Source organism: Streptomyces sp. NPDC040622 (assembly GCF_055593965.1).
Genome location: NZ_JBVIXD010000010.1, coordinates 1 through 25,721, shown reverse-complemented (window position 1 = coordinate 25,721; position 25,721 = coordinate 1). Strand labels below are relative to the sequence as shown.

General features: G+C 71.9%; 23 protein-coding genes. 12 read left to right on the top strand and 11 right to left on the bottom strand.

The features are described from left to right. Nucleotides 1–2: 2 nt before the first annotated feature. A complete protein-coding gene (locus ACZ592_RS28070) occupies nucleotides 3–791 on the top strand; it encodes a hypothetical protein (RefSeq protein WP_471584435.1) in 789 nt (262 codons plus the stop codon). Here ACZ592_RS28070 and ACZ592_RS28065 read toward each other — a convergent pair. The 3 genes from ACZ592_RS28065 to cobT form a co-directional block, all read right to left on the bottom strand. Continuing rightward, the gene (locus ACZ592_RS28065) at nucleotides 707–1,429 is read right to left on the bottom strand and encodes a hypothetical protein (RefSeq protein ID WP_471584434.1); all 723 of its coding nucleotides are present in this window, start codon (nucleotides 1,427–1,429) and stop codon (nucleotides 707–709) included. The genes ACZ592_RS28070 and ACZ592_RS28065 overlap by 85 nt on opposite strands. Next, complete coding sequence (locus ACZ592_RS28060; RefSeq protein WP_471584433.1) at nucleotides 1,426–3,216, bottom strand: phosphatidylglycerol lysyltransferase domain-containing protein; 1,791 nt, start codon at nucleotides 3,214–3,216, stop codon at nucleotides 1,426–1,428. Before ACZ592_RS28060 ends, ACZ592_RS28065 begins: the two co-directional genes overlap by 4 nt. A 283-nt stretch (nucleotides 3,217–3,499) precedes the next feature. After that, nucleotides 3,500–4,657: a nicotinate-nucleotide--dimethylbenzimidazole phosphoribosyltransferase gene (cobT, locus tag ACZ592_RS28055; protein ID WP_471584432.1), complete on the bottom strand. Its 1,158-nt coding sequence runs from the start codon at nucleotides 4,655–4,657 to the stop codon at nucleotides 3,500–3,502. Nucleotides 4,658–4,934: 277 nt separating this feature from the next. Between cobT and ACZ592_RS28050 the strand changes: the two genes are divergently transcribed. Beyond that, complete coding sequence (locus ACZ592_RS28050; protein WP_471584431.1) at nucleotides 4,935–6,050, top strand: class I SAM-dependent methyltransferase; 1,116 nt, start codon at nucleotides 4,935–4,937, stop codon at nucleotides 6,048–6,050. 4 nt (nucleotides 6,051–6,054) lie between these two features. Here the strand turns inward: ACZ592_RS28050 and ACZ592_RS28045 are convergent, their stop codons facing one another. Further along, the gene (locus ACZ592_RS28045; RefSeq protein WP_471584430.1) at nucleotides 6,055–7,275 is read right to left on the bottom strand and encodes a bifunctional adenosylcobinamide kinase/adenosylcobinamide-phosphate guanylyltransferase; all 1,221 of its coding nucleotides are present in this window, start codon (nucleotides 7,273–7,275) and stop codon (nucleotides 6,055–6,057) included. A gap of 101 nt (nucleotides 7,276–7,376) precedes the next feature. On the opposite strand from ACZ592_RS28045, the gene ACZ592_RS28040 reads away from it, so the two are divergent. After that, a complete protein-coding gene (locus tag ACZ592_RS28040) occupies nucleotides 7,377–7,604 on the top strand; it encodes a hypothetical protein (protein WP_471584429.1) in 228 nt (75 codons plus the stop codon). Nucleotides 7,605–7,796: 192 nt separating this feature from the next. Here the strand turns inward: ACZ592_RS28040 and ACZ592_RS28035 are convergent, their stop codons facing one another. From ACZ592_RS28035 to ACZ592_RS28025, 3 genes are all read right to left on the bottom strand, one after another. Beyond that, a complete protein-coding gene (locus ACZ592_RS28035) occupies nucleotides 7,797–8,873 on the bottom strand; it encodes a S1C family serine protease (RefSeq protein ID WP_471584428.1) in 1,077 nt (358 codons plus the stop codon). Nucleotides 8,874–9,046: 173 nt separating this feature from the next. Continuing rightward, a complete protein-coding gene (locus tag ACZ592_RS28030) occupies nucleotides 9,047–9,754 on the bottom strand; it encodes a class I SAM-dependent methyltransferase (RefSeq protein ID WP_471584427.1) in 708 nt (235 codons plus the stop codon). A 74-nt stretch (nucleotides 9,755–9,828) separates the two neighbouring features. After that, nucleotides 9,829–10,449, bottom strand: a complete 621-nt coding sequence (locus tag ACZ592_RS28025; protein ID WP_471584426.1) for a DUF3043 domain-containing protein — start codon at nucleotides 10,447–10,449, stop codon at nucleotides 9,829–9,831. A gap of 302 nt (nucleotides 10,450–10,751) precedes the next feature. Between ACZ592_RS28025 and ACZ592_RS28020 the strand changes: the two genes are divergently transcribed. The 5 genes from ACZ592_RS28020 (at nucleotide 10,752) to ACZ592_RS28000 (ending at nucleotide 17,560) form a co-directional block, all read left to right on the top strand. After that, the gene (locus tag ACZ592_RS28020; protein WP_471584425.1) at nucleotides 10,752–11,549 is read left to right on the top strand and encodes a PspA/IM30 family protein; all 798 of its coding nucleotides are present in this window, start codon (nucleotides 10,752–10,754) and stop codon (nucleotides 11,547–11,549) included. Nucleotides 11,550–11,596: 47 nt separating this feature from the next. Further along, nucleotides 11,597–11,875: a PspA-associated protein PspAA gene (gene pspAA, locus ACZ592_RS28015; protein WP_471584424.1), complete on the top strand. Its 279-nt coding sequence runs from the start codon at nucleotides 11,597–11,599 to the stop codon at nucleotides 11,873–11,875. A gap of 441 nt (nucleotides 11,876–12,316) precedes the next feature. After that, nucleotides 12,317–13,537, top strand: coding sequence for a sensor histidine kinase (locus ACZ592_RS28010; RefSeq protein WP_471584423.1), 1,221 nt, complete (start codon nucleotides 12,317–12,319; stop codon nucleotides 13,535–13,537). Continuing rightward, nucleotides 13,534–14,214, top strand: coding sequence for a response regulator (locus ACZ592_RS28005; RefSeq protein ID WP_471584422.1), 681 nt, complete (start codon nucleotides 13,534–13,536; stop codon nucleotides 14,212–14,214). The genes ACZ592_RS28010 and ACZ592_RS28005 overlap by 4 nt, the downstream gene beginning before the upstream one ends. 196 nt (nucleotides 14,215–14,410) lie before the next feature. After that, nucleotides 14,411–17,560, top strand: coding sequence for an efflux RND transporter permease subunit (locus ACZ592_RS28000; protein WP_471584421.1), 3,150 nt, complete (start codon nucleotides 14,411–14,413; stop codon nucleotides 17,558–17,560). Between the two features lie 125 nt (nucleotides 17,561–17,685). Here the strand turns inward: ACZ592_RS28000 and nadA are convergent, their stop codons facing one another. After that, on the bottom strand, nucleotides 17,686–18,888 hold the full coding sequence (gene nadA / locus ACZ592_RS27995; RefSeq protein WP_471584420.1) for a quinolinate synthase NadA: 1,203 nt from the start codon (nucleotides 18,886–18,888) through the stop codon (nucleotides 17,686–17,688). A 258-nt stretch (nucleotides 18,889–19,146) separates the two neighbouring features. Between nadA and ACZ592_RS27990 the strand changes: the two genes are divergently transcribed. Then, nucleotides 19,147–19,503 carry a HesB/IscA family protein gene (locus tag ACZ592_RS27990; RefSeq protein ID WP_030933606.1) on the top strand — a complete coding sequence of 119 codons (357 nt, stop codon included), beginning with the start codon at nucleotides 19,147–19,149 and terminating at the stop codon, nucleotides 19,501–19,503. A gap of 112 nt (nucleotides 19,504–19,615) precedes the next feature. On the opposite strand, the gene ACZ592_RS27985 is transcribed toward ACZ592_RS27990, so the two are convergent. Then, complete coding sequence (locus ACZ592_RS27985) at nucleotides 19,616–21,136, bottom strand: hypothetical protein (protein WP_471584419.1); 1,521 nt, start codon at nucleotides 21,134–21,136, stop codon at nucleotides 19,616–19,618. Nucleotides 21,137–21,310: 174 nt separating this feature from the next. Then, nucleotides 21,311–21,538: a hypothetical protein gene (locus ACZ592_RS27980; protein ID WP_471584833.1), complete on the bottom strand. Its 228-nt coding sequence runs from the start codon at nucleotides 21,536–21,538 to the stop codon at nucleotides 21,311–21,313. Between the two features lie 133 nt (nucleotides 21,539–21,671). On the opposite strand from ACZ592_RS27980, the gene ACZ592_RS27975 reads away from it, so the two are divergent. Beyond that, nucleotides 21,672–22,646 carry a carbohydrate kinase family protein gene (locus ACZ592_RS27975; protein ID WP_471584418.1) on the top strand — a complete coding sequence of 325 codons (975 nt, stop codon included), beginning with the start codon at nucleotides 21,672–21,674 and terminating at the stop codon, nucleotides 22,644–22,646. 122 nt (nucleotides 22,647–22,768) lie between these two features. Here the strand turns inward: ACZ592_RS27975 and ACZ592_RS27970 are convergent, their stop codons facing one another. Continuing rightward, nucleotides 22,769–24,148 carry an aminotransferase class V-fold PLP-dependent enzyme gene (locus tag ACZ592_RS27970; RefSeq protein ID WP_471584417.1) on the bottom strand — a complete coding sequence of 460 codons (1,380 nt, stop codon included), beginning with the start codon at nucleotides 24,146–24,148 and terminating at the stop codon, nucleotides 22,769–22,771. Nucleotides 24,149–24,490: 342 nt separating this feature from the next. Here ACZ592_RS27970 and ctaC point away from each other — a divergent pair, with 342 nt between their 5' ends. Then, nucleotides 24,491–25,453: an aa3-type cytochrome oxidase subunit II gene (ctaC, locus tag ACZ592_RS27965; protein WP_471584416.1), complete on the top strand. Its 963-nt coding sequence runs from the start codon at nucleotides 24,491–24,493 to the stop codon at nucleotides 25,451–25,453. Further along, nucleotides 25,450–25,721 (top strand): cbb3-type cytochrome c oxidase subunit I (locus tag ACZ592_RS27960; protein ID WP_471584415.1); only part of this gene is annotated, 272 nt, incomplete at its 3' end. The genes ctaC and ACZ592_RS27960, both read left to right, overlap by 4 nt.

Below are 25,721 nucleotides of genomic sequence, written 5' to 3'. Positions count from 1 at the left end.
GCATGAGCGACTGGTGGTACCGGAACATCGTCGAGCCGGGGAAGCTGCCGCTGCTGCTCGCGCTGCTCTCCTTCGTGGGGTCGTTCCTGATCACCCGGACCATCACGCGGCTGATCCGTGCGGGCAAGGGCCCCTTCCGGAACATCAGCACGGGGGACGTGCACATCCACCACGTCGTGCCCGGCATCTTCCTCATGCTGGTCGGCGGGTTCTGGGCGGTGGCCGCGGGGCGGCACGGCGTCGGGCCGCTGTACGCCGCCGTCATCTTCGGGGTCGGCGCGGGACTGGTGCTCGACGAGTTCGCGCTGATCCTCCATCTGGACGACGTCTACTGGAGCGAGCAGGGCCGCAAGAGCGTGGAGGTCGTGATGCTCACGGCCGCCCTGGTGGTGCTCGTCCTCACCGGCTTCACACCGTTCGGGGTGAACGACCTGACGCCCGAGGAGCAGCAGAACCGGGGGCTGTTCGCGCTGAACGTCGGCATCAACTGCGGCTTCTCACTGATCGCGCTCCTCAAGGGCAAGCTGCGCACCGCCCTGATCGGCATGGTCGTCCCGTTCGTCGCGCTGGTCGGCGCGATCCGGCTCGCCCGGCCCGGCTCGGCGTGGGCGCGGCGGTTCTACCGCAACCGGCACCGGGCACGCGCGCGTGCGGGGCTGCGGGCCTTCCGGCACGACCGGCGCTGGGCGGGCCCGAGCCGCAAGCTTCAGGACTGGATCGGCGGCTTCGTGCCGGATCCGAAGCCGGGCCCGTCGAAGCCGGACCCGGACCGGGTGTCACGGCCCCGGTGACGCGGTGCCCTGAGCAGGCACAGCACGATCACCGCGGCGATGGCGGCCAGGTGCTCCTTGCCCGCGAGGTTGTCCTTGACGAGGACCTCGACGACCATCAGCGCGCTCACCAGCGCCGCGGTGACGTACGCCCGGTAGCGCCAGCACACGTAGACGGCGAGGCCGACGACGGCGGCCGAGGGGCCGGTGTCGACGACCTGCGCGTCGGAGGCGGGGAGTCCGACCGGGTTGGCGGGGCCCAGCTCGATGCCCACGCGCGCGTAGAGCGTGCCGGCCAGGGTGGCCGCGTACCCGATGAGGAGCGTGCGCCACCAGCCCAGGCAGATCTCCGCGATCCCGAAGACGAGCAGGATCTGTGCGAGCGCTCCCCACACGGGCAGGTCGAGGGCGGGCACGAAGAGGGAGAGCGGGGTGCGGAGCAGCGCCAGCCAGAGCGGGTCCTCGGCCCGTACGCAGCCGATGTTCTGCACGAACCCGTAGCCCCACGACTGGTTCTGCACGTACTGGAAGGCGGCGGTGAGGCACACCGCCGCCAGCGTCATGGGCACGGCCCGCCACCGCCGGGCGACGAGCGCGTCGCGCACGGTGGAGAACAGCGGCCCCCACTCGGCGCGGGCGTAGCGGGCCAGGGTGCTCATCGTCTCGACTCCAGGTGTTTGCGGTGCAGCCACTTCGGCAGGCCCGGCGCTTCGAGGAAGCCCTCCGCGCGGGCGGACGAGACACCGATGCGCAGCAGGTCCGCGCTCTTCTCAAAGAGGAGGAAGCGCGGTTCCCAGATCGGCCGGTACTTGGCGTTGGCCCGGTACAGGGACTCGATCTGCCACCAGCGGGAGAAGAAGCTGAGCAGCGACCGCCACAGGCGCAGGACCGGACCGGCCCCGAGCCGCGAGCCACGTTCGAAGACCGACCGGAACATCGCGAAGTTGAGCGACACCTGAGTGATCTTGATCTCGGGGGCGCGCTGCAGGAGTTCGATGACCATGAACTCCATCAGGCCGTTCTCCGAGTCCCGGTCACGGCGCATCAGGTCGAGGGAGAGCCCGTGCGGGCCCCACGGCACGAAGGAGAGCAGCGCCCGCAACTCGCCGTCCCCGTCCGTGCATTCGAGCATCACGCACCGCCCGTCCGCCGGGTCGCCGAGCCGTCCGAGCGCCATGGAGAAGCCCCGTTCGGTGGCGCCGTCGCGCCAGTCGTCGGCGCGGCGCAGCAGCTCGGTCATCTCGTCGTGCGGGATGTCCTCGTGGCGGCGGATGCGGACCGTGTAGCCCGCGCGCTTCACGCGGTTGTACGCCTGGCGGACGGTGCGCATGGCCCGCCCCTCCAGGGTGAAGTGTCCATGAGAGGCTTCGCCCCGGGCGGCGATCTCCACGATGGCTTCGTCGCCCAGCTCCAGGGCGTCCAGGCCGTGCCGGGCGTAGATGGTGCCCGCCTCCTCGCTCGCGCCCATCACGGCGGGGATCCAGCCGTGTTCGCGGGCCTCGGCGAGCCAGGGCTCGATCGCGCCGGGCCAGGCCTCCGGGTCGCCGATGGGGTCGCCGGAGGCCAGCGAGACACCGCCGACGACGCGGTAGGCGACGGCTGCCTTGCCGGTCGGCGACCACACGACGCTCTTCTCGCGGCGCAGCGAGAAGTAGCCGAGCGAGTCGCGGTCGCCGTGCTGGTCGAGGAGCGCGCGCAGCCGCTCCTCGTCGTCCTCGGTGAGCGGGTCGACGGCCCGGCGGGAGCGGAACGCGGCGTACAGGACGGCGCAGAGCAGCAGCGCGCTGAGCACGTTGATGCCGACGTTGACCCAGCTGGGCGTGGTGATGCCCTCGAAGCGCTTGTCGTCGGCGGCGAGCGAGACCAGGCGCATGGTGCCGTAGCGCCAGCGGTCCAGGAACGTCGAGCGGTAGTCGTCGTGGGCACGGTTGGTGACGGTGACCAGGAGCGTGGCGATCAGCGAGGTGACCAGGAGCCCGCCGACCGCGACGGCCGACGCCAGCCTCGGGTTGGAGCGGTCGCCCTTGGCGTAGAACTCGCGGCGGCCGACGATCAGCGCCGCGACGAAGGCGGCGGTCAGGACCAGGGAGATCCAGTTCTGCGCGTACCCGCGGATCTCCGGGAAGATCATCGCGAAGGCGAAGAGGAGCAGGAAGAGCCCGCCGAGCACGAGGTTGAGGATCCACGCGGCGCGCTTGCGGCGCCGCATGGTGATCGCCAGGAACAGCGTGAAGAGGCCGGAGGCGAAGCCGGCGGTCAGCAGGTACGGAGTGAAGTAGTTCTCCGTGTTGTGCTGGCGCAGGTCCTGCCCGAGGGAGACCCAGACCGCGCTCAGGAAGTTGATGAAGGTGACGGCGCGGAGATACCAGACGGTGAATCCCGCGGCGCGGCGCTCTATGACGGTGCGTGACTTCTGTCGTCCGGCGACGACCTGCTCATCTCCCATGAAAAGGGATCATATGGGCAAGTGGTGACCGCCCTTGGCGCGCAGACGTTCGGCACGCTTTGCAGGTAAGTGTTCCACATGCGGCGCGAACCGGCGTTCCGCCCGCTTTGGGGGCGTGTGCGGGGGTGTTCGCGCGGGATGCTCCGCGGCTGCCGCGAGTGGGTTCTCCGTACGGCCGGGGTGCGTTCTTCCTGCGGCCGGAGCGCGTTCCCCGTACGGCCGGTACCTCCGCACGGCCGGGCGCCGGTGACGAGGTGTCAGCACTCGCCCCGGCGCCGGGCGGTCACTCGGCGGGCGGCGTCGCGGTGCGGTGCTCCGGGGTCGTGGACTCCTCCGGCGCCGAGGCGTCCGCCGACTCCTCGGGGGACCCGGGCGCCTCGGACGGCTCCGGCGCCTCCGGCCGCTCCGGCAGCTCCGCCGACAGAGCCGCCGCGGCCCGCACCAACGGCAGGGCGAGCAGCCCCCCGGCGCCCTCGCCGATCTTCACGCCGTGCGAGAGCAGTGGTTCGAGCGCCATCCGGTCCAGCGCCTTGGCCTGGGCCGGCTCCCCGCTGTCGTGCCCCGCGAGCCACCAGTCCGGCGACCGGAAGGCGGCCCGCTGGGCGACCAGCGCCGCCGCCGACGCCACGACTCCGTCCAGGATCACCGGGGTGCGCCGCACCGCGCACTGCAGCAGGAAGCCCGTCATCGCGGCCACGTCGGCGCCGCCCACCGCGGCGAGCAGCTCCAGCTGGTCGCCGAGCACGGGCCTGGCCCGCCGCAGGGCGTCCCGCACCACCGCGCACTTGCGCATCCACGCCAGGTCGTCGATGGGCTGCCCGCCCCGCCCGGTCACCACGGACGCGTCGGTCCCGCACAGCGCGGCGACCAGCGTCGCGGCGGGCGTCGTGCCGCCCACGCTCACATCACCGAGCACGACCAGGTCGGTGCCGGAGTCCGCCTCCTCGTCGGCGACGGCCATCCCGGCCCGTACCGCGGCCTCTGCCTCCTCGGCCGTCAGCGCGTCCTCGATGTCGATGCGCCCCGAGCCGCGGCGCACCCGGTGCCCCGCCACCTCGGCGGGCAGCTCGGCCGGGTCGCAGTCCAGGGCCATGTCGACGACCCGGACGGGCACGTCGAGGCGGCGCGCGAGGACGGCGGCGGGGCTCTCGCCGTTCAGCACCGCGCGGACGAGATCGGCGGCGCCGCCCGCGGGCCGCGCCGACACCCCGAGCCCGGAGACTCCGTGGTCGCCCGCGAACAGCACCACGCGCGGCCGCTCCACCGGCCGCACCGGAACCGCCGACTGGGCCGCCGAGAGCCACTCGCCGAGTTCGTCGAGGCGGCCCAGCGAGCCGGGCGGCACGGTCTGCCGCTCCCTGCGTTCCTCGGCGTCGCGACGGACCCCGCCGTCGGGCCGCTCGATCAGGTCGGTGAAGTCGTCGAGATTCAGCGAGCTCATTCGCCGAACAGTACCGGGAGCGGTGGCGGCACCGCGTAAACGGTCCCCGGGCGGCACCCCACCCAAGTGACGGACCGTCAGGACGACACGGCGCCCGGTCGCACCCCGTGAGGCGCGCGATGCATAGCGTCACCGTGTGCATGGGAATGATCCCTTACGTTCCGTTTGTAGCGGCTTGTCGTACTGCGTGATCCCTTGCCGTGCCGCGCGCCCCTTCGTCGTCGTCCCGCGTGACAGCGCGGCCACTCCCACCCCAGGACCTCCCAGGAGCACGACCATGACCACGGATGCCGCCCAGCAGGTCGCCGCACGGCGGCCCGCCTACCTCGCCGAACTCGCCCAGGGCACCGAGCGGTTCCACGAGCCCCGCCGCACCGACTGCCCCTGGTGCGGCTCCGAGCGGCTGCGGGTGCGGCTGCGCACCACCGACCTGGTCCAGCACAAGCCGGGCACCTTCACGCTCGACCGGTGCGACCACTGCGGCCACTCCTTCCAGAACCCCCGCCTCACCCCCGAGGGCCTGGACTTCTACCGCAGGGACTTCCACGGGCTCCGCGGCTGCCACGGCTGCCACGAAGGACCCGGCGCCCTCGGCGCGGACGTGCCGCCGAGGCGCCGCCTCTCCAGCGCCCGCGCGATGCGCGCGTTCGACGAGCCCGAATGCTGGCTGGACGTCGGCACCGGCGCCGCGCACTTCGCGGCCGTGGCCAAAAGGGTCCTGCCGTACACGGCCTTCGACGGGCTCGACGCGGGCGACGGTGTCGAGGAGGGCGTGCGGCGCGGCCGCATCGAGGAGGGCCACCGCGGCTCCCTCACCGAGCTCGCCGACTCCCTCGCGGGCCGCTACGACGCGCTGAGCATGTTCCATTACCTGCAGCGCAGCCCGGACCCGCGCGCGGAGCTCAGGGCCGCGCGGACGGTGCTGCGCCCCGGCGGGCACCTGATGATCGAGGCCCCCGACCCCGAGTGCCGCTCCGCGCGGCTGCTCGGCAAGTGGTGGGCCTCGTACGCCCAGCCGCGGCACCTGCACCTCGTGCCGCTCGCCAACCTCGAGAAGGAGCTCGCGGAACTCGGCTTCACCGTCGTCGGCGTCGACCGCCGCGCGGCGCACGTCCCGCTCGACCTGAGCTCGGCGCTCACGCTCTTCCTCAACTGCCGCATCCCCGCGCCCGACGTCCCCTGGCGTGCCAAGCCCGCCTCCCCGCTCCGGCTCAGGCTGCGGCGGGCCGCCTGGTCGATGTCCGTGCCGCTGACGGCGCTCGCCCGCGCGCTCGACGCCTGCCTGCCGCCCCTGCTCACCCGCACCGGCTTCGCCAACACCTACCGGGTCGTCGCCCGCAGGGGAGAGGAGACGGCGGGCGCGGGCGCGGGCACGGCCGAGGGGCCGGCGTAGGGCGTCAGCCGCGCAGGGTCACGGCCTGCCCGGCCACGACGAGCAGCACGTGCTCGCACTCGGCGGCGAACGCCGTGTTGAGGCGGCCCAGTTCGTCGCGGTAGCGGCGGCCCGACGCGGTCGCGGGGACGATCCCGGAGCCGACCTCGTTCGAGACGGCGACGACCGTGCGCCGGGTGGCACGCACCGCGTGCGCGAGCTCGGTGACCCGCCCCCGCAGTGCCCGCTCCCCGCCGCCCGCCCACTCGGCGTCGTCCCACGCCTTCACCTCGTCCATCACGTGGGTCAGCCACAGCGAGAGACAGTCGACGAGCAGCGGCGGCCCGTCCTGCGCGAGCAGCGGCACCAGGTCGCAGGTCTCGTCGGTCCGCCAGGAGCCGGGACGCCGCTCGCGGTGCACGCCCACCCGCCGGGCCCACTCGGTGTCACCGTTCCTGGTCCCGCCGGTCGCCACGTACAGCACGTCGGGAAAGGCCTCCAGGCGCCGCTCGGCCTCCACGGACTTGCCCGAGCGCGCACCGCCGAGGACGAGGGTGCGGCGCGGTACGTCCGGTACGTCCTCGTAGGCGCCGACCGCGAGCGTCGAGCCGTCCGGCACGGCCCGTGCGCCCACGGCGGCCAGCCGGCGCGTCAGCTCGGGGCCCGGCGGCGCCTCGTGGCCGATGTGCACGGCGATCACGTCGGTGGTGGGGCCGACCGCGCCGGCCGCCCGCAGCCGGGCGAGCCCGTCGGGACGCCCGACGACGTCGGCGAGGACCATCTCGTACGGCCGCCGCTCGCCGTCGTCCGAGCCGTTGCCGTCGGCGAGCCCCGCGGGGGCCCCGCCCGGCGGCAGGTACAGCAGCCGGTCCCCGTCCGGCCCGGTCACCTCGTACCCGGAGCCTGGCGCGTCCAGGGCCACCGCGCGCACCCGGTGCCCGGTCAGCAGCGCCAGCTCGCGCCCGTCGGCGACCCGCCCCGGCTGCGGCAGGCCCGCGGGGACCTCGACGGCGGGGCCGTCGTGCGGGTGGGAGAGGAGGACCTGGCGCACTCCGCCGAGCGAGTGCCCGGCGCGGGCGGCGGCGAACGCCGCTCCGGGGGTGAGGTCGAGCAGCAGGACGCCGTCCACGAGGGCCGCCGTCGCGGCGCGTGCCGCCGTGCCGAGGGCGGTCGCGCAGGCCGCGCAGGGGCAGTCGGGCAGGGGCAGTCCGCCGGGGGCGCCGGTGCCGAGCAGAGTCAGTTCCACACGAAGATCCTCCCGCGTCGGGTCGAGCGCCGCGCGCCCGGCTAGGCTTCAAGCGGATTCAGGCGGTTCTCACACCGCTACGGGACCTTCGGGAGGCTGACATGGCGGCATGGACGTGGCGGTTCGAGAAGGCGGACGGGACGGAGGTCCAGCCCGCGGTGCAACCCGAGGAGTTCACCACCCAGGGGGACGCCGAGTCCTGGGTCGGTGAGTACTGGAAGGAGCTCGCCGAGGGCGGCGCCGACCAGGTGAGCCTCTTCGAGGACGCGAACAAGATCTACGGGCCGATGGGCCTGCGCGCGGAAGAGGCGGAGGACGCTTCGGCGTAAGGCGTCACCGCACCGAGCGACACCGCACCGAGCGATACCGCTCGACGCGACACCGTTTCCGTGGCACGCTCCGCGCGGCGCGGAAGCGTCACACCGCACGCGCGGGAGGCGGCGGCCGGACCCCGGCCGCCGCTTCCTGCGCTTCCTGCGCTTCCTGCGCTTCCTGCGCTTCCCGGGTGTCCCGCCCCGCGCCTACATCTCGCCCAAGGTGACGTCCGCGGTCGTCTCGTCGCCGTCGCGTACGTACGTGACCTGCTTCTTCTGGCCCGGCTTCGCCCCTGCGAGTGCCTCCGAGAGCGAGTTGATGGTCGTCACCTTGTCGTCGCCGAGCCCGGTGATGATGTCGCCGGCCCGCATCCCCGCGTCGGCCGCCGCGCCGTCCTTGCGGGCCTCGACCACGGCAACCCCGGCGGGCCGGTAGTCGTCGTCGAGGACGGTGCGTCCCGTGATGCCGAGCGCGGCCCGGCCCGAGTCGGTCACCTTGCCGCTCTCGATGATCTGGTCGGCGACGGTCTTCACCATCGACGACGGGATGGCGAAGCCGATGCCCGGCGCGGCCGAGTCGCCCATCTGCGGGTCCGACGCGGCGAGCGTGGGGATGCCGATGACCTGCCCTTCGAGGTCGACGAGCGCGCCCCCGCTGTTGCCCGGGTTGATCGCGGCCGAGGTCTGCACCATGTTGGCGATGGTGGCCCCGGTCCCGCCGCCCGAGCGGCCCTCGCTGACGGTGCGCCCGACGGCCGACACGATGCCCTGGGTGACGCTGGAGGACAGGCCGAGCGGGGAGCCCATGGCCAGCACGATCTGCCCGACCTCGGCCTTGGTGGAGTCGCCGAAGGACGCGGCCTTCAGCCCGTTCGGCACGTCGCTCAGCTTGATGACGGCGAGGTCCTGCTCGGGGTAGGCGGCCACCAGCTCGGCGGTCAGGGCCTGCTCGCCGGTGGCCGTGGTCACCTTGAAGCGCTTCTGGTCGCCCACGACGTGGGCGTTGGTGACGATGTGCCCCTTGTCGTCGTAGACGACCCCGGAGCCGAGGCCGTCGGCGGCGTCGATCTGGACGACGGACGGCAGCACGTCCTTGATGACCTTCTGGTAGTCGTCCTGCAGATCGTTCGCGGCGGCGGGCGCGGCCTGCGTGGTGGATCCGTCGGAACCCCGGGACCCCCCGGACCCGGAGGAGGAGCACCCGCCGACGAGGGCGACGGCGGTGAGGGCGGCCAGCAGGGGCACGGAGGCGGCACGGACGGCACGGGCACGAGAGACAGTCATGTCCCGAGTGTCGGTTTCGCGGGGTGGCGCCGCCCTGACTTAGGGGGCCGATCAGGGGCTCGACGCCCCGTCCGGCCGCCAAGCCCCCGAGCGCGCAAGACCTCAAGCCCTCAAGCCCGCAAGCCCTCAAGCCCGCAAGCCCCAGGACCGGAGGACCGGAGGGCCGGAGGACCCTAGTCCCGCACCCCGCACAGATGCAGCAGCGCGGCGACCCGCCGATAGGGATCCGTGCGCCCGGCCCGCTCCTCGGCGGCGAGCAGCGTCTCCAGCTCCCAGTCCGGCGGGATGCCCGCACCGTCGGCCGCGGTGTCCGTGAAGACCCGCACCCCGTACCAGGCCTGCAGCGGAGCGGCGATCCCCGCCAGGGCGGAGGTCAGCGCGTCGAGCCGGTCCGCGCGGGCGTCGACGCCGATGCGATTGCGGTACGTCACGGAGTCGAAGGAGGCGAGCGCCCCCGCCCAGTCGCCGGCGAGGCCGGGCCGCATGGCCAGCGCCTCCGCGTTGCGCACGAGGAGCGAGAGCAGCCCCCCGGGCGCCAGCATCCGGGCGAGCCCCGCGAGGAGCGCGTCGGGCTCCTCGACGTACATCAGGACGCCGTGGCAGAGCACCACGTCGAAGCTGCCGGGCAGGAAGTGCACCCCGGTCTGGTGCCCGTCGCCCTCGACGATCCGCACCCGGCCCTGGATGCCCTCGGGCTCCGCGGCCAGCGCCCCACGTGCGGCGGCGATCATGACGGGGTCCTGCTCGACGCCCGTCACCTTGTGCCCGGCACGGGCGAGCCGCAGTGCCTGCGTGCCCTGCCCCATGCCGACGTCGAGGACCCTGAGCCGCTGCCCCACGGGGTAGCGGGCGACTATCTGCTCGTCGAGCTGGCGGGCCACCAGCTCCTGGCGCACGGCGTTGCGCAGGCCGCCCAGCTTCTCCAGCCAGGCACCGGCGCCGCCGGAGAATCCGCTCAGGGCCGCTCTCCGCGCTTGACCTGCGGCTTCGGGAGCCTCAGCCGGCGCATCTGGAGCGTCCGCATGAGGGCGTACGCGACGGCGCCCTTCTTGTTCTCGCTCGGGAAGCGCTTGGCGAGACGCTTCTTCAGGCGGAACGCCGTGACGATCGAGTCGACGATGATCAGCACGATCACGAAGAGCCAGAGCAGCAGCGCGATGTTCTGCAGCTGCGGCACGCGGACGATGCTCAGGACGAGGATGATCACCGCGAGCGGCAGGAAGTACTCGGCGATGCAGAAGCGCGAGTCCACGAAGTCGCGCGCGAACTTGCGCACGGGACCCTTGTCACGGGCGGGCAGGAACCGCTCGTCACCGCTCGCCAGCGCCTCGCGCTGCTTCGCCATCTGGGTACGGCGCTCGTCGCGCTGGCGCTTGGCGGCCTCCTTGCGCGTCGTCGGCGTGTTCGTCACGCTGCGGCGCTGCGACTGGGCCATGGCGCGCTTGGGGGTGGGGCGGCCCTTGCGGGCCTGCGGGTCACGGGGCTGCTTGGAGTCGGTCACCGGCGCGGCCGGGGCCTTCTCTTCCTTGGATCGGCTACGGAACACAAAATCCAAGGGTACGGGGTGCGGACACATGGAGGTCCGCCCGGCGGGGAACGATCCGGCAACACCGGGCGTCTTGATTTGCGTGCCTAAGGGGACGTAGCAGGCGGTATGCGGCCGCGGGTGGCCGTTCTGCGGGTCTGTCGCCCCTGGTGACACGTGGCCGGCTCCCAGGGGTGCACCTACTCCTTACGCCGGAGCGGTGCGGGACGTAGTCGTCCTTGGGGATGAGCGCATCCGCCCGCGAACAGTGCGGTAATGGATGCAGGGCCCGTACTGTGGGTTCTGGCAGTACCTGGAGCTGGAAGTCCGTCAGAAGGGGGCGCGCGAAGCCCATGAGCGGTGTCATGAAGCGTATGGGGATGATCTTCCGCGCGAAGGCGAACAAGGCCCTTGACAGGGCCGAGGACCCGCGCGAAACCCTCGATTACTCGTACCAGAAGCAGCTGGAGCTGCTGCAGAAGGTGCGCCGCGGCGTCGCCGACGTGGCGACCTCCCGCAAGCGCCTGGAACTGCAGCTGACCCAGCTCCAGAAGCAGTCCTCGACCCTGGAGGACCAGGGCCGCAAGGCGCTGGCGCTCGGCCGCGAGGACCTGGCCCGCGAGGCCCTGTCCCGCCGTTCCGCCCTCCAGCAGCAGGTGACGGACCTGGAGACGCAGCACCAGACGCTCCAGGGCGAGGAGGAGAAGCTCACCCTCGCGGCCCAGCGGCTCCAGGCCAAGGTCGACGCCTTCCGCACCAAGAAGGAGACGATCAAGGCCACGTACACCGCGGCGCAGGCGCAGACCCGGATCGGCGAGGCCTTCTCCGGCATCTCCGAGGAGATGGGCGACGTCGGCATGGCCATCCAGCGCGCCGAGGACAAGACCGCGCAGCTCCAGGCGCGGGCCGGCGCGATCGACGAACTGCTCGCCTCCGGTGCTCTCGACGACTCCTCCGGCCTCGCCAAGGACGACATCCAGTCCGAGCTGGATCGCCTCTCCGGTGGTACTGATGTAGAGCTGGAACTGCAGCGCATGAAGGCGGAGCTGGCAGGTGGCTCCTCCGGCGGCAAGCAGGCGATCGAGGGTGGCCAGGGCCAGCCCCAGTCGCAGCAGCAGCCGCAGGACACCCCGCGCTTCGACAAGCAGTAGCCCTGCGCAGGTACCGCGCGGTACCGCTGACGTCCGAGGAGGACGACGTGATCGTACGGATCATGGGGGAGGGGCAGGTGAAGCTGGCGGACAGCCACTTCGCCGAACTGAACAAGCTGGACGACGAGCTGCTCGAGGAGATGGAGGGCGGCGACGCGGCCGGCTTCCGCCGCACGCTCCACGCGCTCCTGGACAAGGTCCGGGAGCTCGGCGAGCCGCTCGCCGACGACGCCCTCGAACCCTCGGAACTCATCCTCCCCGCCCCCGACGCGACGCTGGACGAGGTCCGCGACCTGCTGAGCGACGACGGCCTGATCCCCGGCTGACCAGAACCAGCCTGCGCTGCGCGCCCCGCAAGGGGCGCGGGAAACGGCACGCTCAGCGCAAAACACCCCGGCCCCTCGCAAGGGGCGCGAGGAACTGCGCGCCCGGCCACATCGAGCCCGGCACGGGCAGACCACCCCGCCCCCCCCGGCAAGGGGCGCGAGGAACTGCGCACTCAGCCACACCGAGCCCGGCACGGGCAAAACAACCCGGCCCCCCGGCAAGGGGCGCGAGGAACTGCGCACTCAGCCACACCGAGCCCGGCACGGGCAAAACAACCCGGCCCCCCCCGCAAGGGGCGCGAGGAACTGCGCGCTCAGCCACACCGACCCCGGCACGGGAAGAACAAGCCCGGCCCGCCCTCGTGCGAAGCACGGAATCCCCCGCGCGGGAAGCGCAGGATCCGGTCCAGGCAGCCGCCCAGGCCCCGTACCGTTTAGCGCGTGACGACTCTCCTACGAGGCCGCGGCTGGGCCAGAACACACCCGCTGGCGGTCGACGCGGTGCTCGCATCGGCCGCCCTCGTCTGCATGGTCGTCGGCTCCTTCGCCGAGCCCTACGGAGAGCACGGCCCCACCTGGGGCGCCCGCACCCCCGACGTCCCGAGCCTGCTCCTGATGGCGTGCGGTGCCCTCGCCCTGGTCTTCCGCCGCCGCGCCCCCTGGTCCGTGCTCGCGGCGACCTGCGCCGCCTCCATCGTCGAGCTGCTCACCGGCGAGCCCCGCGCCCCCGTGGTGATGTGCTCCGTCATCGCGCTGTTCACCGTCGCGTCCACCACGGACCGCTCCACGACCTGGCGGATCGGGCTGGTCACCATGACCGGTCTGACCGGCGTCGCGATGCTCTCGGGCCCCCTGCCCTGGTACGCGCAGGAAAACCTCGGCATCTTCGCCTGGACCGGCATGGCCGCAGCCGCGGGCGACGCGGTGCGCAGCCGGCGCGCGTTCGTGGACGCCATACGGGAGCGCGCCGAGCGGGCCGAACGCACGCGCGAGGAAGAGGCCCGGCGACGCGTCGCCGAGGAGCGGCTGCGTATCGCCCGCGATCTGCACGACGTGGTCGCCCACCACATCGCCCTGGTCAACGTGCAGGCCGGCGTCGCCGCGCACGTCATGGACAAACGGCCCGACCAGGCCAAGGAGGCCCTCGCCCACGTACGCGACGCCAGCCGCTCCGCACTGGGCGAACTCCGCGCCACCGTCGGCCTGTTGCGGCAGACCGGTGACCCCGAGGCGCCCACCGAACCGGCCCCGGGCCTGCACCGCCTGGACGAGCTCGTCGAGACGTTCCGCAACGCGGGCCTGCCCGTGGAGGTGGCCCTCGGCCAGGTCGGCCTCGACCTGGCGGCCGCCGTCGACCTCGCCGCGTTCCGGATCATCCAGGAGGCGCTGACCAATGTGCAGAAGCACGCGGGGCAGGACGCCAAGGCAGAGGTGAGCGTCGTCCGCGTCGGACCGAACGTGGAGGTCACCGTCATAGACGACGGTCCCGGGCATGAGCAGGGCGGCGCGGAGAACACCGACGGCGGCGGCCACGGCCTGATCGGCATGCGCGAACGCGTCACCGCACTCGGCGGCAGCTGCACGGCGGGGCCCCGCTACGGCGGCGGTTTCCGCGTCCATGCGATCCTGCCCGTGACCACGGCAAAGGGAGGGACCGCGTGACGATCCGCGTACTGCTCGCCGACGACCAGGCGCTGCTGCGCAGCGCGTTCAAGGTGCTCGTCGACTCCGAGTCCGACATGGAGGTGGTCGGCGAGGCGTCCGACGGGGCGGAGGCGGTCGCGCTCGCCAGGTCGGAGCGGGCCGACGTGGTCCTGATGGACATCCGGATGCCCGGCACGGACGGCCTCGCCGCCACCCGCATGATCAGCGCCGACGCCTCCCTGGCCCATGTGCGCGTGGTGATGCTGACGACCTTCGAGGTCGACGAGTACGTGGTGCAGTCGCTGCGCGCGGGCGCCTCCGGCTTCCTCGGCAAGGGCGCGGAGCCCGACGAACTGCTCGGCGCCATCCGCATCGCGGCGGCCGGCGAGGCGCTGCTCTCCCCGGTGGCGACCAAGGGCCTGATCGCCAAGTTCCTGGCGCAGGGCGACGGCAGGGACGGCGACGGGCCGGTGCGCGGCGAGCGGCTTGACGCGCTCACCGGGCGCGAGCGCGAGGTCCTCGTCCAGGTCGCGGGCGGCCACTCGAACGACGAGATCGCCGAGCGCCTGGAGGTCAGCCCGCTCACCGTGAAGACCCACGTGAACCGCGCGATGGCGAAGCTCGGCGCGCGCGACCGGGCCCAACTCGTCGTCATTGCGTACGAATCGGGCCTGGTACGTCCAAGGGTGGAGTGACGCGAGAGGCGGCGTACTGCGCCCGCAGTATGCGTGGCCCAAGAAATGGTCCTGCGAGTGACGCAGGTGGCCGTGGCCATGGCTGAGGGTGTGAGGGGCGTACGAAGCTTGCCGCAGGCACCCACTTTCCGTGCCCCTCCTGTGGCCCCGCCCGGCCTCGTACGCCCCCCCGCGCACGCCACAGAGAGAGACCACCATGTCCTGGCTGTCCAGGTTCAGCCTTGCCCAACGGGCCCTCGTAGGGCTGATGTCGATCATCGCGATCGTCTTCGGCGCCATCGCGATACCGCAGCTCAAGCAGCAGCTGCTGCCCTCCATCGAACTGCCGATGGTGTCCGTGCTGGCCCCCTACCAGGGCGCGTCCCCGGACGTGGTCGAGAAGCAGGTCGTCGAGCCGCTCGAGAACACCATCGACGCGGTCGACGGCATCACCGGCATCACCTCCACGGCGAGCGAGGGCAACGCCGTCCTCATGGCCAGGTTCGACTACGGCAGCGGCTCCAAGCAGCTCGTCGCCGACGTCCAGCAGGCCGTGAACCGCGCCCGCGCCGAACTCCCCGACGACGTAGACCCGCAGGTCGTCGCGGGATCCACCGACGACATCCCCACCGTCGTCCTCTCCGTCACCTCCGACAAGGACCAGCAGGCCCTCGCCGACCAGCTCGACCGCACGGTCGTGCCGTCCCTGAAGGACATCGACGGCGTCGGTCAGGTCACCGTCGACGGCGTGCGCGACCTCCAGGTCAACGTCACCCCCGACGACCGGAAGCTGGCGAAGGCGGGCCTGAGCCCGGCCGCGCTCGGCAAGGCGCTCCAGGCGGGCGGCGCCACGCTCCCCGCCGGGTCGTTCGACGAGGGCGGCAAGAACCGCACCGTGCAGGTCGGCGGAGGCTTCACCTCGCTGAAGCAGATCCAGGAGCTGCGGGTCGCGCCCGAGGCCGCGCCGGGCCAGCGGGCGGGCAAGCCCGTGCGGCTCGGCGACGTCGCCACGGTCAAGCAGGAGCCGTCCACCGCGACGTCCATCACGCGCACCGACGGCGAACCCAGCCTCGCCGTCGCGGTCACCATGGACCACGACGGCAGCGCCGTCGCCATCTCCGACGCGGTCAAGGACAAGCTCCCCGACCTGCGCAAGGACCTCGGTGCCGGCGCCGAGGTGACGGTCGCGAGCGACCAGGGACCGGCCGTCGCCAAGTCCATCGAGGGCCTCACCACCGAGGGCGCGCTCGGCCTGGTCTTCGCCGTCGTGATCATCCTGGTCTTCCTGGCGTCGATCCGCTCGACGCTGGTCACCGCGGTCTCCATCCCGCTCTCGGTCGTGCTCGCCCTGATCGTCCTGTGGACCCGCGACCTCTCCCTCAACATGCTCACGCTGGGCGCGCTGACCATCGCGATCGGCCGCGTCGTCGACGACTCGATCGTGGTCCTGGAGAACATCAAGCGGCACCTCGGCTACGGCGAGGAGCGCGAGGAGGCCATCCTCAAGGCGGTCCGCGAGGTCGCGGGCGCCGTCACCTCCTCGACCCTGACCACGGTCGCGGTGTTCCTGCCCATCGGCCTGGTGGGCGGCATGGTCGGCGAGCTGTTCGGCTCGTTCTCGCTGACGGTCACGGCGGCGCTGCTCGCCTCCCTGCTCGTCTCGCTGACGGTCGTGCCGGTCCTCTCGTACTGGTTCCTGCGCGCCCCCAAGTCGGCCCAGGGCGTGGATCCGGAGGAGGCCCGGCGCAAGGCCGAGGAGAAGGAGAACCGCAGCAGGCTCCAGCGGCTGTACGTCCCCGTCCTGCGCTTCGCGACGCGCCGCCGCCTCACCAGCCTCGGCATCGCGATCGTCATCCTGGTCGGCACGTTCGGCATGGCGCCGCTCCTGAAGACGAACTTCTTCGACCAGGGCGAGCAGGAAGTCCTCTCCATCAAGCAGGAGTTGAAGCCCGGCACCAGCCTGGCGGCCTCCGACGCCTCGGCGAAGAAGATCGAGAAGATGCTCTCCGGCATCGACGAGATCAAGGACTACCAGGTCACGGTCGGCTCCTCCGGCTTCATGGCGGCCTTCGGCGGCGGCACCGACACCAACCAGGCCTCGTACACCCTCACCCTCAAGGACAAGTCCTCGTACGACGCGACGCAGGACCTCATCGAGAAGGAGCTCGGCAAGCTCTCCGGGATCGGCCAGACCACCGTCTCCGCCGGTGACGGCTTCGGCAGCCAGGACCTGAGCGTCGTGGTGAAGGCCGCCGACGCCGGTGCGCTGCGCACGGCGGCAGGACGGGTGCGCGACGAGGTCGCGAAGCTCGACGACGTCACCGACGTGCAGAGCGACCTGTCGCAGAGCGTCCCGCGGATCTCGGTCAAGGCCAACGCCAAGGCGGCCGACGCCGGATTCGACGACACCACGCTCGGCCAGGCCGTCGCCCAGGCGGTGCGCGGCACGACCAGCGGCAAGGCGACCCTCGACGACACCGAGCGCGACGTCGTCATCAAGTCGGCGAAGCCGGCCAGGACCCTCGACCAGCTGAAGAAGCTGACGCTCCGCCCGGGTGTGCGGCTCGGCGCGATCGCCGACGTGCGGCTCGTGGACGGCCCGGTCTCCATGACCCGCATCGACGGCGCGCGGGCCGCGACGATCACGGCGAAGCCGACCGGTGACAACACGGGCGCGGTCAGCGCGGACCTCACCAAGAAGCTGGACGCGCTGAAGCTCCCGGACGGGGCCACCGCCTCGATCGGCGGCGTCTCCGAGGACCAGGACGAGGCGTTCGCCTCCCTCGGGCTCGCGATGCTGGCGGCGATCGCGATCGTCTTCATGCTCCTGGTCGCGACCTTCCGCTCGCTGGTGCAGCCGCTGATCCTGCTCGTCTCCATCCCGTTCGCGGCGACGGGCGCGATCGGCCTGCTGGTCGCCACGGACACCCCGATGGGCGTCCCCGCGATGATCGGCATGCTGATGCTCATCGGCATCGTGGTCACCAACGCGATCGTGCTGATCGACCTGATCAACCAGTACCGCAGGCAGGGATACGGCACGGTCGAAGCCGTCATCGAGGGCGGCCGGCACCGGCTGCGCCCGATCCTCATGACGGCCCTGGCGACGATCTTCGCCCTGCTGCCGATGGCCCTGGGCGTCACGGGCGAGGGCGGCTTCATCGCCCAGCCGCTCGCGGTGGTGGTGATCGGCGGTCTGATCACGTCGACGCTCCTCACCCTCCTCCTCGTCCCGACGCTGTACGCGATGGTGGAGCTCCGCAAGGAGCGTCGTCGCGCGAAGCGGGAGGCGAAGCGGGCGAAGAAGGCGGGCGTGCCGCCGCAGGCGGGCGCGGAGTCGGACGACCCGGCACCTGCCCAGGTCTGAGCACGCCGAAGGCCGCACCCACGCGTAAGGGGCGCCCGCAATAGCGGGCGCCCCTTACGCAGTGCATCAGGACAGAGCGCTGCATCAGGACAGAGCGCCGGATCAGGACCGGGCCCCGGGCCGAGCTACGGGAGCGACAGCATCCGCTCCAGCGCCAGCTTCGCGAACTGCTCGGTCTCGCGGTCGACCTCGATCTGGTTGACCAGATTCCCCTCGGCCAGGGACTCCAGGGTCCAGACCAGGTGCGGCAGGTCGATCCGGTTCATGGTCGAGCAGAAGCAGACCGTCTTGTCGAGGAAGACGATCTCCTTGTCCTCGGCGGCGAAGCGGTTCGCCAGGCGGCGCACCAGGTTCAGCTCGGTGCCGATGGCCCACTTGGAGCCCGCGGGCGCCGCTTCCAGGGTCTTGATGATGTGCTCGGTGGAGCCCACGTAGTCCGCCGCGGCCACGACCTCGTGCTTGCACTCGGGGTGCACGAGGACGTTCACCCCGGGGATCCGCGCGCGGACGTCCTCGACCGACTCCAGCGAGAACCGCCCGTGCACCGAGCAGTGCCCGCGCCACAGGATCATCTTCGCGTCGCGCAGCTGCTCGGCGGTCAGGCCGCCGTTCGGCTTGTGCGGGTTGTAGAGCACGCAGTCGTCGAGCGAGAGGCCCATGTCGCGCACCGCGGTGTTGCGGCCCAGGTGCTGGTCGGGCAGGAAGAGCACCTTGGTCGACGAGCGGGGCGTGCCCTGCTCGAAGGCCCACTCCAGGGCGCGCTTGGCGTTGGAGGACGTACAGATCGTGCCGCCGTGCTTGCCGGTGAAGGCCTTGATGTCGGCGGAGGAGTTCATGTACGAGACGGGCACGACCTGCTCGGCTATCCCGGCCTCGGTCAGCACGTCCCAGCACTCCGCGACCTGCTCGGCGGTGGCCATGTCGGCCATCGAGCAGCCGGCGGCCAGGTCGGGCAGCACGACCTTCTGGTCGTCCGTCGTCAGGATGTCCGCGGACTCGGCCATGAAGTGCACGCCGCAGAAGACGATGTACTCGGCCTCGGGCTTGGCGGCCGCGTCCTTGGCCAGCTTGAAGGAGTCGCCGGTGACATCCGCGAACTGGATGACCTCGTCGCGCTGGTAGTGGTGGCCGAGCACGAAGACCTTGTCCCCGAGCTTCTCCTTGGCCGCGCGGGCGCGCTCCACCAGGTCCGGGTCGGAGGGGGACGGCAGGTCACCGGGGCACTCCACGCCGCGCTCGCTCCTGGGGTCGGCCTCGCGGCCGAGCAGCAGCAGGGCGAGCGGCGTCGGCTGGACGTCAAGATCCACGGGGGACTGGGCGGTGGTCACGAGACACGCACCCTTTCTTTTCTGCAGACAAGCCTTCTCGTCTAATTGACGTTATCTATCATAACCGCTTCACGTCAGTTTGACGATGGCGATAGTGTCGATGTGACGCATTCGCCGTTCCTCGACCCGGTGTCCCACCCGGCGCCGTGTGCGAGCATGAAGGGGCAAGGACGTAAGCGCTCGGCCCGGAATGAATCCGCGGCCCCGCCGGTTGCAACCGTCGGCAAGCAGTCTCCGTACAACCCGGGAGAGAAGCAGATGTCCGTATCGGACGAGACCACCACCGTGAGCGACGGCATCCTCCTGTCGGACGCCGCCGCGGCCAAGGTGAAGGGCCTGCTGGAGCAGGAGGGCCGGGACGACCTGGCGCTGCGCGTCGCCGTTCAGCCCGGCGGCTGCTCGGGCCTGCGCTACCAGCTGTTCTTCGACGAGCGCTCGCTCGACGGCGATGTCGTCAAGGACTTCGACGGCGTCAAGGTCGTCACCGACCGGATGAGCGCTCCCTACCTGGGCGGCGCCTCCATCGACTTCGTGGACACCATCGAGAAGCAGGGCTTCACGATCGACAACCCGAACGCCACGGGCTCCTGCGCCTGCGGCGACTCCTTCAGCTGAGCCTGCAGGCAGCAAGGCGGCGGCCCCCCGAGGATCTCGGGGGGCCGCCGCCTTCGTGTTGCCCTCGCGCGTACGGGTCTTGAGCCGGCCGTACGGGTCTCGCGTCGGCGCGCTACTTCCCGCGCACCGTGTCGCCCGTGCCGTCCACGACCGTGCGGTCACCCAGCGGCTTGTCGAGCGTGACCGTCCTGGAGAGCTTCTTGGCCACCTTCACGCACATCGTGTCCTTCTGCCGCGTCTCGGTGACCTCGACCGTCACGCGCTTGCCGTCCTCGCTCGCCGACGCCGCGTACTTGCTGCACACACCGCCCCAGAAGTGGACGGTCAGCGAGGTGCCGTCGGAGCTGTAGGACTCGACGCGGGCCGCCGCCTTGTCGCTGTCGCCGTCGCTCCCGCCCGGCTTTCCGGACTGCTCGGGCGTGCCGGGGGAGCTGGGCGACGTCAGGTACGTGGGGTCGACCGCCGGGTGCGTCACCGTGAAGGTGTCCTGCGCGCCGCGCGGCTTCACGTCGAAGAGCCAGGACGGCACGAGGGCCTGCCGGCCGTCCACGGCGTGCGTCGCGAGCCCGAACGTGGCCCCGCTGACGTCGACCGGCCGCGGCTTCGGCTGCGCGGACGACGGCTCGCACGGTGCCTGCTTCGCCCCGCCGCCGCCCTCGGACTTCGTGCTGTCGTCGGCGTGCGGCACGGGGGTCGCGCAGCCGCCGATGCCGACGCGGCCACCGCCGCCCATGCCGTTCAGCCGGTCCAGGGTCTCCTGGGCGCCGATCACCGGGTACGTGGCACCCTTCTCCGGCGCCTTCAGCCGGCCGCTCCCGCCGACCACTTCACCGCCCGGGCCGACCTGGATACCGGTCGACCAGCCGTACGTCGGCAGTCCATCGACCTTCGGGTCGGCGTTCACCACCCGTACGGCGCCCATCAGCTGGCGCGCGTCCAGTTTGGCGTCGTCCTGGCCGAGCGCCTTCAGGACGGGCGCGGCGGCGTCCTTGGCGGCCTTCTCGCCCACCGCGTCGCCCGTCTCACCGCCGGGCGCCGTCGAGCTGCTGGAACAAGGCTTGCCCTTGGGGCAGTTGTCGGTGCCGCCGGTACCGTGCCGGGTGTACGTCCAGGTGCCCGGCGCCTGCTTGTTGACCTCCAGCGACGGACCCGAGCCGTCCTTGGCCCCGCCGACCTTCCAGGTGCCGTCCTGCGACGTCGGGGTCCCGGCCACGCCCAGCGCGTCGGCCAGCCCGGCCACGTCGTCCCGGCCGACCTCGCCCCGCGCGTGGTAGACGGCGGACGACTCCGGGCCCTTGGGCAGCTTGCCGGTCGCCCGGTACGTGGCGCCGTTCGGGTCGGGCTCGCCGGGGGCGATTCCTCCGGTGCTGCCCGTACCGCCCGTACCGTCGCGGCCGTCGCCCTGCCGGTCGCCGCTCGTGTAACCGTCCAGGGCGAGCGGCGGCGGATTGCCGCCGTTCCCCGCCGGGGCGCCGTCGCTGCTGCCGGTGCCGCCGTCGCCGGACGCGGTCGCCGCGAAGTACGCGCCACCGCCGCCGACCAGCAGCACGGTGGCCGCGACCGAGGCGACGGCCAGGCGGGAACGCCGCCGCTGCGACTCGGCCGCCTCATGATCGGATCGCTCGGTGCTCACCGCATCGCTCCTTCGACTGACTGCTGTGTCCCTGACATCCCACAGGTGGGCTTCGTCGTGTCCCACGTCCCCTCTGCGGGGGACGGCGATGGGACGCAGCGGGGGAGCGCACGGTTCCCTCTGTGCGCGCCGGGGCTCCTGACCTGCGCGCCAGGGCCCCGGACACAGTCTCCCTCAGTCTCCGTAGTCGGACATCTCGTCGATCAGGCGGGCGGAGGAGGACGGGACGGTGACTCCGTTGATCCGCGAGGGCGGTACGGGGGCGGCCGAGGCGAGTGCGGGCACCGCCCAGTGCGGCACCATGCGGGCACAGTCCCCTCGCAGGGCCTCCATGCTCTCCGGGGTCTCGGCGGTGAGCGCGCCGCGACGCGGCAGGACGACATCCTTCGGGATAACGGTCATAACGGCACCGTATGCAGCGGACCCCGCACGAAAAAGCCCTACTATCGGGTAGTTTTGCCACTTCAGCGGCGGTACCTCGACCCGGTAGCGTGAACTGTCAATCCCCGCCTCTCCTCCACAGGAGCATCCAGCCGTGCGTATTGCAGTCACCGGCTCCATCGCCACCGACCACCTGATGACCTTCCCCGGCCGCTTCGCCGACCAGCTGGTCGCGGATCAGTTGCACACGGTCTCCCTCTCATTCCTCGTCGACGCCCTCGATGTGCGCAGGGGAGGCGTCGCCGCCAACATCACCTTCGGCATGGGGCAGCTCGGCACCGACCCGATCCTGGTCGGCGCCGCGGGCTCCGACTTCGACGAGTACCGCGCCTGGCTCGACCGGCACGGTGTGGACACGGCCTCGGTACGGATCTCCGAGACGCTGCACACCGCGCGCTTCGTCTGCACCACGGACGCCGACCACAACCAGATCGGCTCCTTCTACACGGGCGCGATGAGCGAGGCCCGCCTCATCGAGCTGAAGACCGTCGCGGACCGCGTGGGCGGCCTCGACCTCGTCCTGATCGGTGCCGACGACCCCGAGGCGATGCTCCGGCACACCGAGGAGTGCCGCTCCCGCCGGATCCCCTTCGCCGCGGACTTCTCGCAGCAGATCGCGCGCATGGAGGGCGAGGAGATCCGCACCCTCCTGGAGGGCGCCACCTACCTCTTCTCCAACGAGTACGAGAAGGGGCTCATCGAGTCCAAGACCGGCTGGACCGACGCCGAGATCCTCTCCAAGGTCGGCCACCGCGTGACGACCCTCGGCTCGCGCGGCGTGCGCATCGAGGCCGACGGCCAGGACCCGGTCGAGGTCGGCGTCCCGCAGGAAGAGGCGAAGGTCGAGCCGACCGGTGTCGGCGACGCGTTCCGCGCGGGCTTCCTCTCGGGCCTCGCCTGGGGCGTCTCCCACGAGCGCGCGGCGCAGGTCGGCTGCATGCTCGCCACCCTGGTCATCGAGACCGTGGGCACCCAGGAGTACGCGCTGCGCCGCAGCAACTTCATGGACCGCTTCACCAAGGCGTACGGGCACGAGGCCGCCGCCGAGGTACAGCCGCACCTGGCCTAGGACCTGCCTTCGTCCTCCCTCCCTGCCCGCCCCGCGGCGCCCGGCACGCCGAGAGCGCGCACCAGACGCCGCGGGCCCGCCCTCCGGGCGACGACAGGGGTGTGAGGGCAGGGCCCCGGCGCTCACGAGCTCCGGCGGACCACGTACGCCGCGCCGTGGTCCGCCGGGCGCTCACCCACGTACTCCTGTCCCCGCATCTCGCACCACGCGGGGATGTCCAGGCGCGCCGCCTCGTCGTCCGCGAGCACGGTCACCGTCGCGCCGAGGGGCACGTCCCCGATCACCTTCGCCAGCTCGATGACGGGGATCGGGCACCGCTTGCCGAGCGCGTCGATCACCAGCGAAGCCGCCTCCGTGCGCGCCGTCGGCGCGACCGGCGCGCCCAGCTTCTCGCGCACCTCCGAGACGGCTCCCGGCAGCACGTCGAGGAACCGGTCGACCTCCGCGGCCGCGGTGCCCGCGGGCAGCGAGACCCGCACGTTGCCCTCGCTCAACACGCCCATCGCCCTGAGCACGTGGCTCGGCGTCAGCGTCGAGCTGGTGCACGAGGACCCGGACGACACGGAGAAGCCCGCCCGGTCCAGCTCGTGCAGCAGTGTCTCCCCGTCGACATAGAGACAGGAGAAGGTGACGAGGTGCGGCAGCCGCCGCACCGGGTCGCCCACCACCTCCACGTCCGGCACGAGCCCGGGCACCCGCGCCCGGATCCGCTCCGTCAGCTCCCGCAGCCGCGCGCCCTCCGCCTCGGCCTCGGCCCGCACCGCCCGCAGCGAGGCCGCCGCCGCGACGATCGCCGGAATGTTCTCGAACCCGGCGGCCCGCCCCGACTCCCGCTCGTCGGCCGGACCCTGCGCGGCGAAGCGGACCCCCTTGCGCACGACGAGCAGCCCGACCCCCGCGGGCCCGCCCCATTTGTGGGCGCTGCCGGTCAGCAGCGACCAGTCCCCGTCGACCCGCCCCCAGGGCAGCGACTGCGCGGCGTCCACCAGGAGCGGCACGCCCGCGGCGCGGCAGGCCTCGGCGACCTCGGCGACCGGCTGCTCGGTGCCGACCTCGTGGTTGGCGGACTGCAGACAGGCCAGCGCGGTGTCCTCGCGCAGCGCGGCGGCGTACGCGTCGGCGGCCACCGCCCCGCCGCGGTCCACCGGCACCTCGGTCACGGTGCCGCCGCCCGCCGCGTGCGCCTCGGCCGAATGGAGCACCGACGAGTGTTCGACCGCCGACACGATCAGGTGGTGTCCGACGCGCCGACGCGCGGCGAGCGCGCCCGCCGTCCCGGAGTGCACGGCACGGGTGCCCGAGGAGGTGAAGACGAGCTCGTCGGGGCGGCAGCCCACCGCGTCGGCGGCCGCCTCGCGGGCGGCGTCGAGCAGCAGCCGGGCCCGCCGCCCCTCGCGGTAGAGCCGGGCCGGATCGGCCCACCCCTCGTCGAGCGAGGCGGTCAGGGCCTGCCGGGCGACGGGATGGAGGGGAGCGGATGAGGCGGCATCGAAGTAGGACACACGTCAACGCTAAGGCGCCCCCGGGGAGTGGCACCCGAAGGGGGCCGTCAGGGGCGCGGGGAACCGCGCGACGGGCCACGACGCTCCCGCGGCCGCGAACCCGCAGGTCCCGTCGGCCCAGTGGGCGCCCCGACCCTCCGTCAGAAAGCGGCCGACGGCGCCTCGTCCCACCCTTCGGAGTGACCCGCGGCGCGTTAGGCACCCTCCCCGCGCGACCCCAAATAGCGTCCAGTAGGGTTTGGTCCGCATAAACATCCAAACCCCTGCCCGCCGCAGGGCGGCGACCGACCAGCGTGGAGGCCGCAGCCGACCGCGCGGGCGAGACTCTCGGGAAGGCGCTACGTGAGTCCCAACGGCTCCGACCGCTCGTCGCGGCGCCCGATGCGGCGGAAGCTGCCGCAGGTGCTGACTGCGGGCCTGATCCTGGCGACCGCCACCGGTTGCACATACAAGGATTTCCCCCGCCTTGGAATGCCCACTCCGGTAACGGAGGAAGCTCCGCGGATTCTCTCCCTCTGGCAGGGCTCGTGGGCGGCAGCGCTCGCCACGGGCGTGCTGGTCTGGGGCCTGATCCTGTGGAGCGTCATCTTCCACCGGCGCAGCCGCACCAAGGTGGAAGTACCGGCTCAGACGCGTTACAACATGCCCATCGAGGCGCTGTACACGGTGGTTCCGCTCATCATCGTGTCGGTGCTCTTCTACTTCACGGCACGTGACGAGTCCAAGCTCCTCAAGCTCGAAGACAAGCCGGCCCACACGGTCAACGTGGTCGGCTTCCAGTGGAGCTGGGGCTTCAACTACGTCGAGAACGTTCCGGGCGGCGGCAAGGACAACGCCAAGACGTCCAAGGACCTCTCGGCGATCCCCGACAAGTTCCGCGATGACTTCCCGGCCAAGGCCAACGGCGTCTACGACGTCGGCACGCCCGGCGAGCGGAACCCCCAGAACGGCAACCCCGGCCCGACCCTCTGGCTCCCCAAGGGCGAGAAGGTCCGCTTCGTGCTCACCTCGCGTGACGTCATCCACTCCTTCTGGGTGGTGCCGTTCCTCATGAAGCAGGACGTCATCCCGGGCCACACCAACGCCTTCGAGGTCACTCCGAACAAGGAGGGCACCTTCATGGGCAAGTGCGCCGAGCTCTGCGGCGTCGACCACTCCCGGATGCTCTTCAACGTCAAGGTCGTCTCCCCCGAGCGCTACAAGCAGCACCTCGAGGACCTGGTGAAGAAGAACCAGACCGGTTACATCCCGGCCGGCATCGAGCAGACGCCCCACGAGAAGAACCGGGAGACGAACAACCTGTGAGCATCCTCAACGAACCCCAGGGTGCCGCGGCAGCAGAAGACTCGTACGAGAACGAGCTGCCGGTCAGGCGCAAGCAGCCGGGAAACGTCGTCATCAAGTGGCTGACCACCACTGACCACAAGACGATCGGCACGCTTTATCTGGTCACGTCGTTCGCGTTCTTCTGCATCGGCGGGGTGATGGCGCTCTTCATGCGCGCCGAGCTCGCCCGGCCCGGCACGCAGATCATGTCGAACGAGCAGTTCAACCAGGCGTTCACGATGCACGG

Bases quoted from the DNA above. Each gene is read 5' to 3' on its own strand.
- ACZ592_RS28070 (WP_471584435.1), top strand. From the start codon at position 3: ATGAGCGACTGGTGGTACCGGAACATCGTCGAGCCGGGGAAGCTGCCG.
- ACZ592_RS28065 (WP_471584434.1), bottom strand. From the start codon at position 1,429: ATGAGCACCCTGGCCCGCTACGCCCGCGCCGAGTGGGGGCCGCTGTTC.
- ACZ592_RS28060 (WP_471584433.1), bottom strand. From the start codon at position 3,216: ATGGGAGATGAGCAGGTCGTCGCCGGACGACAGAAGTCACGCACCGTC.
- cobT (WP_471584432.1), bottom strand. From the start codon at position 4,657: ATGAGCTCGCTGAATCTCGACGACTTCACCGACCTGATCGAGCGGCCC.
- ACZ592_RS28050 (WP_471584431.1), top strand. From the start codon at position 4,935: ATGACCACGGATGCCGCCCAGCAGGTCGCCGCACGGCGGCCCGCCTAC.
- ACZ592_RS28040 (WP_471584429.1), top strand. From the start codon at position 7,377: ATGGCGGCATGGACGTGGCGGTTCGAGAAGGCGGACGGGACGGAGGTC.
- ACZ592_RS28035 (WP_471584428.1), bottom strand. From the start codon at position 8,873: ATGACTGTCTCTCGTGCCCGTGCCGTCCGTGCCGCCTCCGTGCCCCTG.
- ACZ592_RS28025 (WP_471584426.1), bottom strand. From the start codon at position 10,449: ATGTGTCCGCACCCCGTACCCTTGGATTTTGTGTTCCGTAGCCGATCC.
- ACZ592_RS28020 (WP_471584425.1), top strand. From the start codon at position 10,752: ATGAGCGGTGTCATGAAGCGTATGGGGATGATCTTCCGCGCGAAGGCG.
- ACZ592_RS28000 (WP_471584421.1), top strand. From the start codon at position 14,411: ATGTCCTGGCTGTCCAGGTTCAGCCTTGCCCAACGGGCCCTCGTAGGG.
- ACZ592_RS27990 (WP_030933606.1), top strand. From the start codon at position 19,147: ATGTCCGTATCGGACGAGACCACCACCGTGAGCGACGGCATCCTCCTG.
- ACZ592_RS27980 (WP_471584833.1), bottom strand. From the start codon at position 21,538: ATGACCGTTATCCCGAAGGATGTCGTCCTGCCGCGTCGCGGCGCGCTC.